This is a genomic window from Nostoc sp. (assembly GCF_036919675.1).
Taxonomy (GTDB): Bacteria; Cyanobacteriota; Cyanobacteriia; order Cyanobacteriales; family Nostocaceae; genus Nostoc.
The window spans coordinates 25,283-42,000 of record NZ_JBALCP010000095.1; the positions used below are offsets into that span (position 1 = coordinate 25,283).

General features: G+C 41.9%; 10 protein-coding genes. 6 read left to right on the forward strand and 4 right to left on the reverse strand.

All coding sequences use genetic code 11. The features are described from left to right. Positions 1-637: 637 nt before the first annotated feature. From ftsZ to V7K49_RS19880, 3 genes are all read right to left on the reverse strand, one after another. Positions 638-1,954 (reverse strand): cell division protein FtsZ, encoded by a 1,317-nt coding sequence (gene ftsZ / locus V7K49_RS19870; RefSeq protein ID WP_298910672.1) that lies wholly within the window; start codon positions 1,952-1,954, stop codon positions 638-640. Between the two features lie 54 nt (positions 1,955-2,008). Beyond that, positions 2,009-2,299, reverse strand: a complete 291-nt coding sequence (locus V7K49_RS19875; RefSeq protein WP_334871774.1) for a hypothetical protein — start codon at positions 2,297-2,299, stop codon at positions 2,009-2,011. A 730-nt stretch (positions 2,300-3,029) separates the two neighbouring features. Next, positions 3,030-3,884: a cell division protein FtsQ/DivIB gene (locus tag V7K49_RS19880; RefSeq protein WP_335207029.1), complete on the reverse strand. Its 855-nt coding sequence runs from the start codon at positions 3,882-3,884 to the stop codon at positions 3,030-3,032. Positions 3,885-4,563: 679 nt separating this feature from the next. Here V7K49_RS19880 and V7K49_RS19885 point away from each other — a divergent pair. Both V7K49_RS19885 and V7K49_RS19890 read left to right on the forward strand, forming a co-directional pair. After that, positions 4,564-5,895: a P-loop NTPase fold protein gene (locus V7K49_RS19885; protein WP_335207030.1), complete on the forward strand. Its 1,332-nt coding sequence runs from the start codon at positions 4,564-4,566 to the stop codon at positions 5,893-5,895. Between the two features lie 109 nt (positions 5,896-6,004). Further along, positions 6,005-11,056 (forward strand): nSTAND1 domain-containing NTPase, encoded by a 5,052-nt coding sequence (locus V7K49_RS19890; protein ID WP_335207031.1) that lies wholly within the window; start codon positions 6,005-6,007, stop codon positions 11,054-11,056. A gap of 129 nt (positions 11,057-11,185) precedes the next feature. Here V7K49_RS19890 and V7K49_RS19895 read toward each other — a convergent pair whose 3' ends face one another. After that, positions 11,186-11,533, reverse strand: a complete 348-nt coding sequence (locus tag V7K49_RS19895) for a hypothetical protein (RefSeq protein WP_334871777.1) — start codon at positions 11,531-11,533, stop codon at positions 11,186-11,188. A gap of 1,176 nt (positions 11,534-12,709) precedes the next feature. On the opposite strand from V7K49_RS19895, the gene V7K49_RS19900 reads away from it, so the two are divergent. The 4 genes from V7K49_RS19900 to V7K49_RS19915 all read left to right on the forward strand — a co-directional run bounded on the left by V7K49_RS19900 (position 12,710) and on the right by V7K49_RS19915 (position 16,499). After that, entirely contained in the window at positions 12,710-13,543 is an 834-nt protein-coding gene (locus tag V7K49_RS19900; RefSeq protein WP_334792904.1) for a photosystem II manganese-stabilizing polypeptide, read from the forward strand. A gap of 910 nt (positions 13,544-14,453) precedes the next feature. Further along, positions 14,454-15,230: an RNA polymerase sigma factor SigF gene (locus V7K49_RS19905; RefSeq protein WP_334871778.1), complete on the forward strand. Its 777-nt coding sequence runs from the start codon at positions 14,454-14,456 to the stop codon at positions 15,228-15,230. Between the two features lie 166 nt (positions 15,231-15,396). After that, positions 15,397-16,257 (forward strand): hypothetical protein, encoded by an 861-nt coding sequence (locus V7K49_RS19910; RefSeq protein ID WP_335207033.1) that lies wholly within the window; start codon positions 15,397-15,399, stop codon positions 16,255-16,257. A 5-nt stretch (positions 16,258-16,262) separates the two neighbouring features. Beyond that, positions 16,263-16,499, forward strand: coding sequence for a hypothetical protein (locus V7K49_RS19915; RefSeq protein ID WP_334871780.1), 237 nt, complete (start codon positions 16,263-16,265; stop codon positions 16,497-16,499). Positions 16,500-16,718: the final 219 nt, after the last annotated feature.

Here is a 16,718-nt window from a genome sequence, read left to right on the forward strand (position 1 = left end):
CTTCCCGATGTTAGCGTTGGCGAACGCAAGAGCGTCTCTAAGAGTTGCGGCATCAAGTACGGGAATGGGGATTTCAAAGCCTCTCTCCCTCTGGGGGAGGGGAGTCTATAGTATACTTTGCGACTTTTCAAACATCCTTAAAGAGGTTTTACTACGCAAAACCGTCCCTCTCCAACTCTTAGAGAGACAGACTTGAACTTTAGTTCAAGTCTGGGAGAGGTTCATCGAACTCACGTTATTCTCCAGGAAACAGACTTCCTTCAACGCTTGCATAGGCGAGTTCCCCACGCAACTTTCTTTAAGTAAATATATTTACTTGTACCGAATATGAGTTTAATGGATCGCGGGGGTAGATGTAGCGATGTCTACACGGGCTGTTCAGCGTCGTATCTGTAGTCGGACATGCCTTCCTGTTTTTTATTTCAAAAGCACATCTGGACATGTGAGCCAGCAGACTCCTGCCCAAGTTCATTCTATAAGTAGCGTTAACGAGTTTCTTTACCAATTAACAAAATTGGGGATGGCAACGAATTGCTTACCCCTGCTTTTGGTAAAACCCTGGAACTAGCAGATTTTATACAGCACTCAGCCTAACCTGAAACTGCTAATTTAATCTAAAATCTCAAATCAAAATCTTTTAATTCCGTGGTGTTCGTCGGTTTCTCAAGAAGTCAGGTATATCCAATCCAGGTTTTTCTTTTGGTTCTGGAGTTGGAGTTGGGGTTGGAGTTGGAGTTGGAGTTGAGGTTGGGGGATTAACTGGGGGTTGCTGTGTTGTTGGTCGCTTCGAGGTATTAGGTGCGACTCGAACGTTAGCCACGCTTTGTTGTGGTACAGCTTGCACTTCACCTGTAAATCCAGTAGCAATTACAGTAATTCTTACCTCACCTTGAAGTCTGTCATCAATTACGGCCCCAAAAATAATATTGGCGTTGGGATCAACTACTTCATAGATTGCTTCTGCGGCTGCATTCACTTCATGCAAAGTCAGGTCAGTACCACCTGTAATATTAAAGACAACACCTCTGGCACCTTCAATAGAACATTCTAGTAACGGCGAAGAAATAGCTGCGATCGCAGCTTCTCTGGCTCTAGATTTACCAGAGCTAACGCCAATTCCCATCAATGCCGATCCCGCATCTGCCATCACAGCTCGGACATCAGCAAAGTCAACGTTTACCAAGCCGGGGATCGTGATGATATCAGAAATACCTTGCACCCCTTGACGCAGCACATCATCTGCATAGCGAAAAGCTTCTTGTACAGGCGTTTGTTCGGGGATCACTTCCAGTAGTTTGTTGTTGGGGATAATGATCAGTGTATCTACTCTACTTTTTAGTCCTTCGATACCTTGTTCCGCTTGGCTGGTGCGGCGGCGTCCCTCAAAGACAAATGGGCGTGTGACTACACCAACAGTGAGAGCGCCCATTTCTTTTGCTACTTCTGCCACAATCGGGGCTGCACCTGTCCCAGTGCCACCCCCCATACCAGCGGTGATAAATACTAGGTCTGCTCCCTCTAAAGCTGTAGCAATTTCGTCTCGTGATTCCTCAGCTGCCTTTTGACCAATCGCAGGATTACCACCTGCTCCTAAACCCCGCGTTAGCTTCTGTCCAATTTGCAATCTACTGGGAGCGCCTGCCAGAGTTAATGCTTGGGCATCAGTATTAATTGACCAAAACTCTACCCCAGAGACATCAGATTCGATCATGCGGTTAACAGCATTACCACCGCCACCACCTACACCAATTACTTTGATGTTGGCAACCCGACCAGGAACAATCTCGCCAATTCGACTATTTTCCGCAAAAATCTTCTTATTTTCGTGATTTGGTCCAAAGTTCACCCCAGAGTTATTAAAGGGATTGGTCGAGTTAACTGCCAGCGAGAACCCCGGCTGTCCCGTAGATTGGGCATTTTTATAGGTAAGTCCTTGGTTATTATCAAGTGTCATTGGATTTGTGAAAGGGTAGATAAACGACTTTTTCAGGTGTTATTCACTTAAGAGTCAACTATAGTTTGACACTGCCACAATACTATGGCACTGTTCTTTATTGTTTTCACTACTGCCAAGCCTAACAGAATTGGTAGTGTGAAAATTTGCTATGCGATAAGCTTTTAAGGCAGCCGATCGCACAGCCAATTCTAGAGAAGTATACTGACATTTATCTAAAAGTGTTCTGTATAACTTCAACCAGACATTAATCTCTTCATTCTTCTCAACAGAAGACATAGCTTGTAAAGACACGCCACAACGCATCTTATCTGCCTCAATAATATTGTTAATAGGTTTCACCATTGGGAATGATTGCAACTTTAAACACAAAATTTACCTTCTACTTACTTATTTTTAAGGTTGAAGTAAGTAAAAATTTACTTGTCAGACTATACCTGATTAATTTGTTGTTTGGGGGGTCTTAATGGACACTTTGTTAGAGCAATAGTCTATCTTACGAGAACCCCCACTAGTGTGGTCAACAAATCAAGATTTTCTCAGAGGTTTCGTAACCCAATAAGAATTACGGTACAGAATAGTCTAAACTGATTGCCCAGAAGCACTGCTTACGCAACTTGGGGTGGCATTTTTCGTTACAGATTGAAACTTCGGTAAACTGTCTTTGGAAGTGTCCTCAACAGACCAAAGCTAGAGCGTTTTTGGCTCTGCACTTGGATGGCGGCATAAACCGTTCTCATCAGTGCCCTCTGAAAAGCGAGTCTGATCTTAATGAAAAACTCAAGCATTTTTCTCTTTTCCGCACTGGGTTTAGTCAAATAATGTATGGGCAGAAGGCATTTTGCACGCCATAGACCATGATCAGATTGTCCGACATCTTGCACCCCACCATTAGATGTTAGGGTCACAATTGAGAGTGTTTTACTCGCAATGGAGACTTTATGATTGATCTTCTCATTTTAATTAGAAGTTAATGCCGATTTTCGTGCGGTTTGCTGGAAAACTGAAAATAATAAATATATTTATCAGCATAAAGCTTCTTAATTTACTAGGAGCGCTCAATACATTAAACATGCTAGATGTTTTTAGGGATTTTAGGGGTTAATTTTTGGTCTTTTTGGTTCATCTGTACTAATGGAAATTCCGGATTTTTCAGATCAATATACTCTATTTGGTCAGAATTGAGTTTTGCTGTTAAATGGCGCATTTGGGCGAGTACCTTAATTTGTTCAGACAACTGGGGTCCTGGAACACCGAGATGCACATCTCCTAGTTCTGTTTTCAAAATTAAATTCGTTGGATTTTGGCAATCAATTTCCATCACTTTCACAGGACTTTGGCTGACAGCTTGATGAAGCTGAGTCCAGTAGAGGCAGTATTGTTTTGGTAATCCAATTACTCTGAGATTGGGTAATTTCCTTGTGGGATTCAGTGATGTGTATTTTTCTAAAGGCATCCAGACCCCACTTGCATCTAGTAAGCCGATTATGACTTTTTTGTTGCTAGTACCCTGATTTTGCACATTTGGTGTTTGAGTCACCGCTACAGGGACTCGTTCTTGGATTTCGATGATTAATCCAGGAGGAAACAGGCGGCGTCTAACGATCGCTTGGGCAATAGTTGGTTGTTTTTTCAAAGAGTTAGCGATCGCTCCCGGTTCAATCCGCCACAAAGACTGGGGGTAAGATAGCACCAACAGTGACTGAGTTGTCTCATCCGACAGTAATTGATTGCCTGATTTCATCACTATTTGTTTGGGAGTTTTTAGCACCCACACTGGTTGAACTGCCACCCACAGCAATCCACCCGCCAAACCGATAATGGCAAAGGTTCGCCAAATAGCCTGAATAATTCTCATCTGCCGCTGCCGACGTAATTTCTGACGACGCTGGGCTAGATCTGTGCGGGAAACTGATATTATGCCAGCCATTCAAACCCCTTTCTGGTTGCAGTCCAAATTCCTTCATCCGCTTGTATCATTATTAATTTCAGTAAACACTGTTGGCATCTATTAGCCACTCTCCTCCAGACTTTTTTTATTTTTAGTAACACTTTACAGTAACAACACAAAGATCGTGGCGCTAGTCATCATTCCGATTAAAGTTTCCGGTGTCTATTCTTAACTGACTGTTGTCTTTTTGACAAGTGATCATCAAATATTTTTTCTCTAAAGATTACAAAATATTAATTTAGATATTTATAATTTTTTTTTCTTGACAAATAGAATGTGAAATGATAGACAAGTATTTCGGAATCTCTGTATAGCTTGCTATAATTAATACCAGTTCTCCCTGATCAGCTATACAAACTGAGAACCATCTAGTCTAGTAGCTTTTTTACTGATTTACTCAGCCATAAAGGTTTGTGCCAGGTCAAACAAAAGCTAGAGATTGTCAAAACCTCAATAGCAGGTGTAAAAAGGACAGACATGCTTAAGGTTATTAGGGTCAATTAAATCTCTATTATACTACTGACAGTGATCCAGCACTAAGTACTGTCACTTGCAAGACACTACCAACTTGCGAGTTAATCGTGCGCCTACATCCCGGCTAGAGATTTTTTGTATAAAAAATACGAATTAAACTGCATCTACACACACATCTACATACATGAAAACGACATTAAATTTGTCACGTTTTTATAAAGCATGTAACCCAAGCTACACGCTCAATATAAGTAACCTGCTAGATCGCCAGTATTACATAGATTTTGCTGATGTCCGTGGTTGCAAAATTGTCGAAGAATTGCAGCGGACTATCTGCCGGATTTCTCCTGATGAGCCAACCTGCCAGTTATTTACGGGTCACATTGGCTGCGGTAAGTCAACGGAATTGCAGCGCCTGAAGACAGAACTAGAATTGGCGGGATTTCATGTGGTTTATTTTGAGTCCAGTCAAGACTTAGACATGGCAGATATTGATGTCAGCGATATTTTGCTGAGTGTAGCCCGTCAAGTCAGTGCGAGTTTAGAAGGGATTAGCATCAAATTCAAACCTGGTTATTTTACCAATTTGTTTAAAGAAGTAGGCGATTTTTTGCAAAGCCCCATAGAGCTTTCTGGACAAGCAGAATTGTCCTTGGGTATTGCCAAAATTACCGCTAAAACCAAAGACAGCACCCAAATGCGGAATCAACTGAGGCAATATCTGGAACCACGTACCAGTAGTATTTTGCAAGCGATTAACGAAGAAATTTTAGAAAAGGCTATTGAACAGCTAAAGCTACGGGGTCAAAAAGGACTGGTAGTGATTGTAGATAATTTGGATCGAGTGGATATGCGTCCTTTAGCATCGGGGCGATCGCAACCCGAATATCTCTTCATCGACCGAGGTGAACAGTTACGCCGACTTAAATGCCACCTAGTTTACACCATTCCCCTGACGTTAATTTTCTCCAATGAGTACGAGACACTAAAAAATCGCCTGGGGGGAGGGATTGCGCCAAAAGTACTGCCGATGGTATTAGTGCGACAAAGAGATGGCAGTGATTACGAACCAGGGATGTCACTAGTGCGCCAGTTAGTCTTAGCAAGAGCTTTTCCTGAAGTTCCTTTGAATGGAAGGCTTTTATTAATTACAGAATTATTCGATCACTCTCAAACCTTAGATCGTCTATGTCGCGTTAGCGGTGGCCATATTCGTAATTTATTGGGTTTACTTTATAGCTGCCTGCAACGACAAGATCCACCTTTTTCTAGGGACTGTTTAGAAGCCGTGATTAAGGACTACCGCGACGATCTGCTATTAGCTATTGATGAATCCCAGTGGGAATTATTGTTTGAAGTAGTGCAGCAGCAGAGAGTTAAAGGTGAGTCTGACTACCAGAGCTTACTACGAAGCATGTATCTGTTTGAATATCGTGATCCTCTGGGGCGCTGGTTTGGTATCAGTCCAGCTTTAGCAGAAACAGAAAAAGTCCTTGCTTGGCAACAAAATAAGTAACAGTGCTGGGTGAGTCAATTGTCATTAGTCCTTTGTCGTTTGCCATTGGACTAATAACTAATAACTAATGCCCAATGCCCAATAACCAATGCCCAATGTCTAATAACCAATGATTAATGATAAGCAGCTACATGTCTACACCAAAGAAAATCAGCATACTTTGCAAAGACTGATTAGAGCGATCGCGCTTTCCGAAGGTCAATTCGCCCTGATTTTAGTTCGGTGTAACTATGAGCAATTACGTGAGCAAATGTTAGAAAATATTCGCTCCATCACCAAAGACATCAATATCAGAGAAATCGTTCTCAATCCACCAACTACTTCCTTACACAGCACAATAGTCTCAGAACTATTTCTAGATAATCCTGCCGTCGTTACAGACTCTTTGCCATCTGCTGTTATGGTTTTCGGCATTGAGTCAGCCATTGACCTGGAAAACTTACTTACAGGCATCAACCAAGCACGAGATATCTATGCTGCAACTTTTCCATTTCCAGTGGTATTGTGGCTACAAGATGAAGTGGCGTCATTACTGTCCAGATTAGCGCCTGATTTCAAAAGTTGGGCTGCAACCACTATTAAATTTGAAATGGCAAAAGCAGATTTAATTGCTTTGATCCAGCAAGAGGAAGAATCTCTATTTGCCAAAGTTTTAGAAGCAGGTGCTGAAACATTTTTATCTAATGCCTCCCTAAATTTAGATCCTAAGTCCCAACACCGCCACGAAATAGAATCAGCCCGTAATGATTTGCTGCGCCTCTATGGCTTTCAATTAACACCAGGATTAGAAGCTAGTTTAGAATTTGTGTTGGGGCGAGATAAATACGCCAACGATCAAATTAATGGTGCTTTAGCCAATTATCAAAGAAGCCTAGCATTGTGGCAGCAGGAAATGAGGATAATAACAGAGTGGGAGAGTAATTCTTCTTTACCCGTCTCATCTCCTCATCCTATACCCCCCTCATCTTTACTCAAGCAAGCAATTGTACTATTCCATCTGGGGCTGTGTTATCACCGAATGGCAGACTTACACCAGAATAATAATAGTAGCTATTGCGAACATGCTCTCTTGTGGTTTAAACAATGCTTGGAAGTATTGGAGGAAGTACAAAGAGAAGACTTAGTGGCTAAATTTATTTTGCCTGCTTGTGAAATGCTGCAACGTTTACAAGCTTGGGATGACTTAAAAAAATTAGCTCAAAAGTCATTACTTCTACATAAAACTTATGGAAGTTCTGCACAAGTTGCTCAAAATTATGGCTTTTTGGCAAATGTGGCAGCTTCTGAGTCGAATTGGGTACTGGCTCATGAATTAGCGAATACAGCACTTTCTATCTCCGAAGAAGCAACAGAAGTTTCTCTGCGAGATGCTTTGCAAACACGAGGACAAGAAAGTTGGTATCTTCTCTTACTAGCACGTACACAGCGGCATTTAGGTGAGTCGGAGGAAGCTATCAATAATTTAGAATGGGCGAGGGTAGTTTGTGAGCTACAACATCAACCATCACTTTATTTAGAGATTTTAGAGGAATTGCGATCGCTTTACTTTTTTGAGCGTCATGACTATACAGAAGCCTTTAAGCTGAAGCAAGAAAAAATTCAAATAGAACATCAGTATGGCTTTCGTGCTTTCATTGGGGCAAGTCAGTTGCAGCCGCAACGCTCTAGAATTAACCCAGCATTAGATCCTCAAAAAATACCGTTTATTCCTGAGGGAGTTGCCCAAGAAATATCTGCTTCTGGACGACAGCAAGATGTCAATCGTTTGATTGAAAGAATTACTCGTGCTGACTACAAACTCACAGTTATTTATGGACCATCGGGTGTAGGTAAAAGTTCAATTCTCAAAGCTGGTTTAGTACCAGCATTGAAAGGAAAAGTTATCGGTGAACGCATTCCTATACCTATTGTTTTGTCTGTTTACACTGATTGGATTACAGTCTTGGCAAGCAGTATAAACCAAGCCTTGGCACACACAGAAATATCAGTTAATCTGAACTCTACACCTACTATACTGCTCGAAAAAATTCGGTTAGCAGCCGAGCGCAATTGTACAATAATTCTCATATTAGACCAGTTTGAAGAATTTTTCTTTGTTAGTAATCCTCGCACACAAAGAATAGAATTTTACAAATTTTTGAGTGAATGTTTAAATATCTCATTTGTAAAAATTATTCTTTCATTAAGAGAAGATTATTTACATCATTTATTAGAATTTGAACGGTTGAGTCAAAAAAATAGTATTGGACTATATGATTTAGGCGTAATTAATAAAAATATTCTCGATAAGGACATTCGCTACTATTTAGGGAAATTCTCTAGCCAAGATGCTAAAGCCATAATTCACAGTCTTACTCAACGTTCCCATTTTGAACTGAGTGATGAATTAATTAACCGATTAGTCCAGGATTTGACAGGAGAACTAGACGAAGTACATCCAATTGAATTACAAATAGTAGGTGCTCAACTACAAATAGAAAACATTACCACACTTGGACAATACAAGCTTTGCGGTGGCTCGGCAAAATTGGTGGAACGCTGGCTTGGGGAAGTTATCAAAGACTGCGGTCAGGAGAATGAAGAATTAAGCTGGAAATTATTATTTGAATTAACTGATGAAAAGGGGACGCGACCGTTAAAAACTAAAGCTAATTTAGCAACTGCATTAGTTAATAATCAGGATATAGATACAATATCAAGCTTTGACACAGTTGGGGAACTGATTTTAGAAATATTGGTGGGTTCGGGGTTGGTGTTGCTAATCAGAGATGAATTAGGCGATCGCTACCAGCTAGTTCACGATTATTTAGTTGAACCAATTCGCCAAAAAAATAACTATGGCATAGTTGCCGAATTAGAAAAAGTCAAACTTGAAAAAACTAGAGCCGAAGTAGCCCAAAAACTTAGTCAAAAGCAACTCAATTTGGTATTGCAACGGCGACTGCGGGAAGCACGGATAGCAGGCGCAGTGCTGGCAATCATGGGGGGAACAATAGCAGCATTATGGTGGCAAGCTGACTTGCAAAAAAGAGTAGCAATCCGCCAAACTGTACGAGCTGAACGCAGTGAAACCAACTTGAGGATTAGTGGAATCACTGCTGCTAGCGAAGCTCTTTTTGCCTCTAATAAAGAGTTTGATGCTTTATTAGAAAGTTTGCGGGCTTGGAGAGGACTTAAACAGGCAGATGGAGTGCAGCCAGATACCCGAATGCGGGTGGTGACAGCCCTGCAACAGGCAGTTTATGGGGTAACGGAGGTTAACCGCCTGGAAGGGCATACTGATATTGTCTGGGGAGTAACTTTCAGCCCGGATGGTCAAACCCTAGCGTCAGGTAGCCGAGATCAGACGGTGAAAATTTGGCGTCCTGACGGTACCTTACTCCAAACCCTCAAAGGTCACACTGATGCTGTCACCTGTGTAAGTTTCAGCCCAGATGGTCAAACCCTAGCGTCCGCCAGCCTCGACAAAACAGTGCAAATTTGGCACAAAAACCCGATTACGGGTGAATTTGACCCCAAGCCATATAAAACCCTGAAAGGACATAAAGATTGGGTTTACAGCGTTAATTTCAGTCCTGATGGTGAGTTGTTAGCTACTGGCAGTAAGGATACAACCGTAAAACTCTGGCGCAAAGACGGTAGCTTAGTAAAAATACTGAGAGGACATCAAGGGTGGGTTAACTGGGTAAACTTCAGTCCTGATGGTCAATTCATCGCCTCAGCCAGCGACGACAAGACAGTGAAAATCTGGCGACGGGACGGTAGCCTCGTCACAACTTTACAGGGACATCAGCAGGGTGTGACTGTAGCTGTTTTCAGCCCCGACGGCAAACTGTTGGCGTCAACAGGTCGAGATAAGACAGTGAAACTTTGGCTGCGGAAGATTAACAGCACTAAAGACGGTTTTGACTTTATTCTTTACAAAACTTTACGCCAGCATAGCAGTACAGTGTGGAGTTTAAGCTTTAGCTCCGATAGTAAAAAGTTAGCTTCCGCAGGTGAAGACAATACCATAAACCTCTGGAGTATCACTGGCACCTTACTCAAAACCTTCAAAGGACACAGTGATGCTGTTGTCAGTTTAGCTTTCAGTCCAAATAACAAATTACTGGCTTCAGGAAGTTATGACAAAAGCGTAAAACTATGGAGTTTAGATGCCCCAACACCGTCTATTCTTCAAGGGCATCAGAAGCGAGTTTTGAGCGTTGCTTGGAGTCCTGATGGTCAGATGCTAGCTTCTGGTAGTAGTGATCGCACTGTCAAACTTTGGCGACGATACACCAGTAGTGGCGAGGTCAAAACCCGACTTTACAAAACTTTGGTGGGGCACACAGATAAAGTTCCTAGTGTCAGTTTTGACCCCAAAGGTGAAATGCTGGCTTCAGGAAGTTATGACAAAACTGTGAAACTTTGGCGGCTTGACGGTACTTTAATTATGACTCTCCACGGGCATAGCGATAGTGTGATGAGCGTGAATTTCAGCCCTGATGGCCAGTTTTTGGCATCAGCTAGCAAAGATAAAACGGTGAAACTTTGGAACCGTGAGGGCAAGTTGCTCAAAACCTTAGTGGGGCATCAAGGTTGGGTAAATAGCGTGAATTTTAGTCCTGATAGTCAGGTTCTAGCCTCTGCCAGTGATGACCAAACTGTGAAACTCTGGGGGCGAGATGGTACTTTGCTCAAAACTTTCTCGCCCCATGACAGCTGGGTGTTAAGTGTCAGCTTTAGTCCCACTGACGAGTTGCTGGCTTCTGCCAGTTGGGATAACACCGTGAAACTATGGCGACGGGATGGTACGTTGTTAAAAACCTTATTAAAAGGGTATAGCGATAGCGTCAATGCTGTAACTTTCAGTCCCAATGGTGAATTCCTCGCCGCCGCCAGTTGGGATAGTACAGTGAAACTCTGGAGTCGTGAAGGCAAATTAATTAAAAGTCTCAATGGGCATCGCGCCCCAGTGTTAAGCGTCAGTTTTAGCCCAGATGGTCAAACATTAGCATCAGCTAGTGATGACAACACGATAATTCTGTGGAATTTACATCTTGATGATCTGCTTGTTCGTGGTTGCGATTGGGTGGGTGATTACCTCAAGCACAACCGCAATCTTGAAGAACGCGATCGCCTTCTTTGTGATGGCATAACCAGTACAAACCCTTTTTAATTTATGAATAATTATTAATTTATAATTATGAATTAAGTTGAAGCCTCAATCAGCAACCGCTCTTGGTTTAGCGGTTGATGAGGCGATCAGAGTTGTTAATTCAAAGCTAGAAAATAATTTTCGAGATGATCAGCCAAAGGAACGATCGCTCTCCAAAACTTCATGCCTATTTTCTGCGGGAGCTTCTTGGGGCAAATTTGCCAAAAAGGCTTGTACTCTCATGCGCTCAATATAAGGCCAACCTCCCTCAGACTCAATATCTTTTAGCAGTGAGTAGAGTTGCTGACGGTTAACAGGCAAACTCTCTTGAAAAACCCCATCCCGGATCTCTCGATGTAACTGCTCCAATTGCCGCAGCAAAGCCAAAAGAGCTATAGTATCGTCTTCACAACCCTGAACTGCATCATACACCACAGTTGCGATCGCTTGCAGTTTACAGGACAACTCCCCTGATTCAAGATTTTTCTGATCGTTCATTCCACCCTTTCCGTATAAATGAGGTCAACTCAAATTTACCGGAGATTTTTAATTTTCCCTAGTTTGCCAGTGTTGATTAGCTGTTACTCTACACCAGAAACTCTGCGGCAGGGTAGCCTATAGCCCATTACTATCTATTTTGTAGTAGCTGTAATAGCCTCAGAATCAGAAAAAGAAAATAATCTTATATTCTGCTAAAATTTTTAGAGATTAAAGCCGCCGTCAAATCGGATGGTAAGCAGTACTTTATCTATTTGCTAGCCAAGACAACTTCCACAAGTTGAATCACTGAGCGACTTGTGCCGAGCAAAGCCGAGGTAAGCCGAAGTTTTAAGAAGTAATTCCCAATGTTTTTGATTGAATAGCGGAGCCAGCGCTGTGCGGGGGTTCCAAGAATTAAAGCGACTGGCGTGGATGGCCGTTTATCCCCGTAGTTTTAGGCATTTGGACTAAAATTACCAACGTGGAAGTCTCGGCAATGAGTACTTTTAGGTAGCTTTGTGCAGATTTCTCAGAGCGGTGAATATAACTAGATTTGTATCTTTATTTAAGACAATTGCGATCGCTCCTAAAAGGGAGCGGTAAAGTTTAACATAGCCTCCACGGCAGCTAGATGTGATCAGGACGAGACAATCTTTGATTTTGAGTACTTTGATTTTGAGTTAAAAAAAATCGTATGATCTGGCTGATTTCCCCATCAAACAATGGGCTGTATGTAGTGGCGTCACATACATAATACAAAAAGACTTGGGCGACGCCGCTTTTGCCACAGGCAAGAGCAAAGTATGAAGTAGACTCCTCTCTTCGTGCTCTTTGAGGCAAGCACTTATACCACTCTGTGTAGGGCTTACTCATCCACACGCCCAACCCTAACAAAGGCCACCAACAGTCAAACTGCTGGTTTTTTGCTCCCCTAGTTACACACATCCAAAATGGATGCGGTGTGCTACTTAGTCTGGGGCTTCTTACACCCCAAGCTCAAGAGAGCGAAACGTTTAAGTACGTTTAGCAGAGAAAAGTTTGAGCGGCGACTTCCAACCTATACGCCCGGACACTTGTTTCAACTCCTGCAATCAGAGCAACGCAGTGTCCGAACAAGGATGGCTTCTCGTCAGAGATCAAAGCTTCGATGCAGTTTTACAACTTAGATATTAATTTTTGAGATTGAGGTTAACCATGAGGTATCGCGCTTTAATTGTTGCATTCTTGGCTTTGTGCCTGGGGCTAATAACTGCTTGTAGTGATGCTCCTGCTACTAGTAGTAGAGATGTACTCACTTACGATCAAATTCGTGGCACTGGCTTGGCGAACAAATGCCCCCAACTAGCAGAAACAAGGCGTGGCTCCATTCCCATTGATTCTAGCCAGTCCTATGCCATCAAAGAACTTTGCTTAGAACCAACAAGCTTCTTTATCAAAGAAGAACCTGCTAATAAACGGCAAGAAGCAGAATTTGTTGCTGGCAAATTGTTGACCAGATACACTTCCACCATTGACCAGGTGCAAGGCAACCTAAAAATCAACTCAGATAAGAGCCTCACCTTTGTGGAAACTGATGGTCTTGACTTCCAAGCCATCACTGTGCAACTTCCTGGTGGTGAGCGAGTGCCTTTCCTCTTCACTATCAAAAACTTGGTTGCTCAAACCCAACCCGGTTTGACCACTATTAACACCTCCACGGACTTTGAAGGTACCTTCAAAGTTCCTTCCTATCGTGGTGCTGCCTTCCTAGATCCCAAGGGTCGCGGTGTCGTCAGTGGCTACGATAATGCCGTGGCTCTCCCCGCCCAAGCGGATGATGAAGAACTTACCCGCACTAACGTTAAGCGTGCTGAAAATCTGAATGGCAAGATTTCTCTGCAAATCGCTAAAATAGATGGCTCTAGTGGTGAAATTGCTGGTACTTTCGAGAGCGAACAGCCATCTGATACAGATTTAGGTGCTGGCGAACCGAAAGAAGTCAAGATTCGCGGTCTATTTTTTGGACGGATTGAACCGACTCGTGGCTAAATTCTTTGGAGTTAGGTAACTGAGTAGTATTCAGAACTACAATTCTGTAAGCATCAGGTTTGATCACCAAAGTTAACTTCTTTGCCCCCATTTTCAGGGCTGTTTCATTTCTATAGAAGCCTTACAGAGACGAAAAGAGACAAAGTTTCAAGGGGAGACAAGAGAAAAATTCTTCCTTCCCTTGTCCCCAGCTTTTCAGGAGGCTTTGAAAGAATGAAACAGCCCTGCCTTTTTTGAGGAGGTAAATAGGTTTTTTACAAACAGGGGGAAAGGTTAAAGCCGAGCAAAATTGTGGATGAAATAATCATTGCAATTGGGAAAAGCTTGATACCTCGTTCTTATAGGCGGCTTGATTCATCCCTTTATCCCGTACCCTTTAACCTTTTGCCTTTCATTAAAAGACTATGGACTTAAGTACAAAAAAGGGCGAGATGCCCTTTTTTTATTACCTTACGTAAATATACATACGACTTTCTAAATATTATTAGTAATTTTTAATTATTGGATGAGTTTCGGTTGAAGAGACACGTAATTATACTGTAAATAAAATTTTTGCTTCTCTACAAACATTGTGACTACTGTTGTTTTGTTTCTATAAATTAGCATGAATGATTAATTAATTAAAGTTAAGTAAAATCTCGGTTTGAGATTTAGTAATTAATTTTATATTTTGTTTCTATGTAGTTCTAAAAACAGCTACAGAGCATACCAAAGATCAATAACAATTTCGCCCATTTAAATTTTGCTCGATTGTCAAGCAACTCTATGGAATTTTTTCTAGGAAAATTTTGTTATTTTCCATAGGATTTTGCGATGACATATAGTCCGATATTATCTTTGATATTGTGCGATCGCAGCTAAGTTTAAAAGTGAGTAATTGGTTATTAATTTACTCAATAAACACGGTGCTATGCCTACCACAGTCACCAATGAACTAAAACATGAAATTTGGCAGTTGTTGCGAGAATATCAGCAATCTCGGTCAGAAAATGTTCGCAATCAGCTGGTAAAACTCAACTTTGGACTTGTGAGAAAAGAAGCTCACTACTGGACGAATCAATGTCATGAAACCTACGATGATTTGCTTCAGGTTGGGTGTTTGGGTTTAATCAGAGCTATTGAAAAATTTGAACTTTCCAAAGGACATGCCTTTAGTTCCTACGCTCTTCCCTATATTCGGGGTGAAATTCAACACTATCTCCGAGATAAAGGTGTCACGGTGCGAATTCCTCGGAAGTGGTTAGCACTACAACAGCAAGCAATAGGAGTGTCACGTTCTTGGCGTGAAAAGCATAATCGCCAACCAACAGACTCCGAACTAGCAACTGCACTGGAAATTTCTCCAAACGAATGGCAAGAAATTAAATTAGCATGGGTAAATCGTGCTCCCTTGAGCCTTGATGTGCCAATCCAAGATGGAGAAGAAGGCTCTACCTGTTTGGGAGAATTGGTTCCAGATCCTCACTATCGCAGCTTTCAATTGGCACAAGAAGACCAACTTCGCTTGCAACAAGCATTGGTTCAGCTCGAACAACGCACCCGCGATGTGTTGGAATGTGTATTTTTACAAGATTTGACACAAAAACAAGTTGCAGAACATCTGGGAATCAGTGTTGTAACGGTTTCCCGTAGAGTCAAGAAAGGTCTGGATTTGATGAAAGAGCTTATGGGTGTAGGAGAGGATTAACTGCAAATCAACACCAAGCCGCAGTTATGCTGAGTAGGCAGTGCTAAAAATAACCCTTGAAATGTAAAAAATTAGGTTATAAAGGGAACAGACTTTGCCTTTGATCCAAATTTCAGGCATGTTGATTTCCACTTTTCAATTTTCCAATGGCTTTTGAGAACAGCTCATGGGCAGAAATTCAAAAATTACAATTGCAGCTATTTTAACTTTGGCGATCGCTGGATGTGCTTCTGAAGATACACAACAAGCCATCAATCCTGCGCCGATTCCCAAAATAGCAGCAAAGTCGCCCCCAGCGGCTCAATCCTTTAACAATCCAGTGATACCTGCCAAACAGGTTTCACTAGTTACTCCTGCATCTGTTAACTTGATTCAATCCACTAATGCTACAGAGCGGGCACGGCTAGTTGTGCTATCAAAAGACCGAAGTGACCCGTTTGCACAAATTTTTGGGCAGGCGGTTGCCGGAATGCCTAAAACATCTGGAAGACCTGTTCCTGTGTTGCCTAAGCTACCTACTGCATCACTAGCAAGACGAAAACTTCCAACACGCACCATAGCACGTAGCATACCTTTAAATCCGAAGAAAAATAACATTGCTTCTGTACCAAAAAAAATCAATCCTACCTTGACTTCAGTCTTGCCTAAGGTTTTGCCTCAAGTTATCCCCAACCCCACTTTAGTATCTGTATTGCCACCACCAGCACAACCTGACTTAGCAAGGGCAGTTGTTGTGACTGGTGTAGTTCTAATTAGTAAGGAACCGCAGGCAATTATCAAAGTACCGGATGAGCCGACAAGTCGCTATGTGCAGGCGGGACAGCGATTAGCAAATGGCGTACTGGTTAAACGGATTGAAATGAATCAGGGCTACAACCCCATTGTGATTCTGGAACAATATGGTATTGAAGTTGCCAAAATGGTAGGAGAAGGGGCTGTCAATTCAACACCGTCAGCTGCATCTGCTACCGTCAATCCTAGTTCAGTGACAACGCCCCCCTTAAATTCTTTTAATGTTGGAGCTTGATAAAGATGGAGATTAAGGAAAAAATTGAGTTTCCTGGTTTGCCTTTAGCTGTCTATAGAGAGATAGCAGCTCATTTACGTCAAGTCGAAGGGGTAGAAGTGGATTTAATTCCCCAGTCATCCCAACAGTTTGATTACAATCAAAGTCAAATTGATGGCTTGTCCATCTCGTGGACAGCAAACTCTGGTTTAGAAAGTCGGCAACGAGTTAAGCAAATTTTGGCTTATTATCAAAATCGCTAGATAAATCCTATTTGATTTCGTTCAAATCGAAGCCTCAAATTCCCGATTTTTTACAGAAGTTGGGAATCTTGTTGTTCACGAATAATTAAGTACGTCTATAGTGGATGAGGACTTCATACCAATTCTTTAGAACTCTTGCATAAATATTTTGTGGTATGATTAAAGGTTATTTCAATTTCAGTTCTTGGCAATTAAAATAGTCAGAATTTATCAATTTCT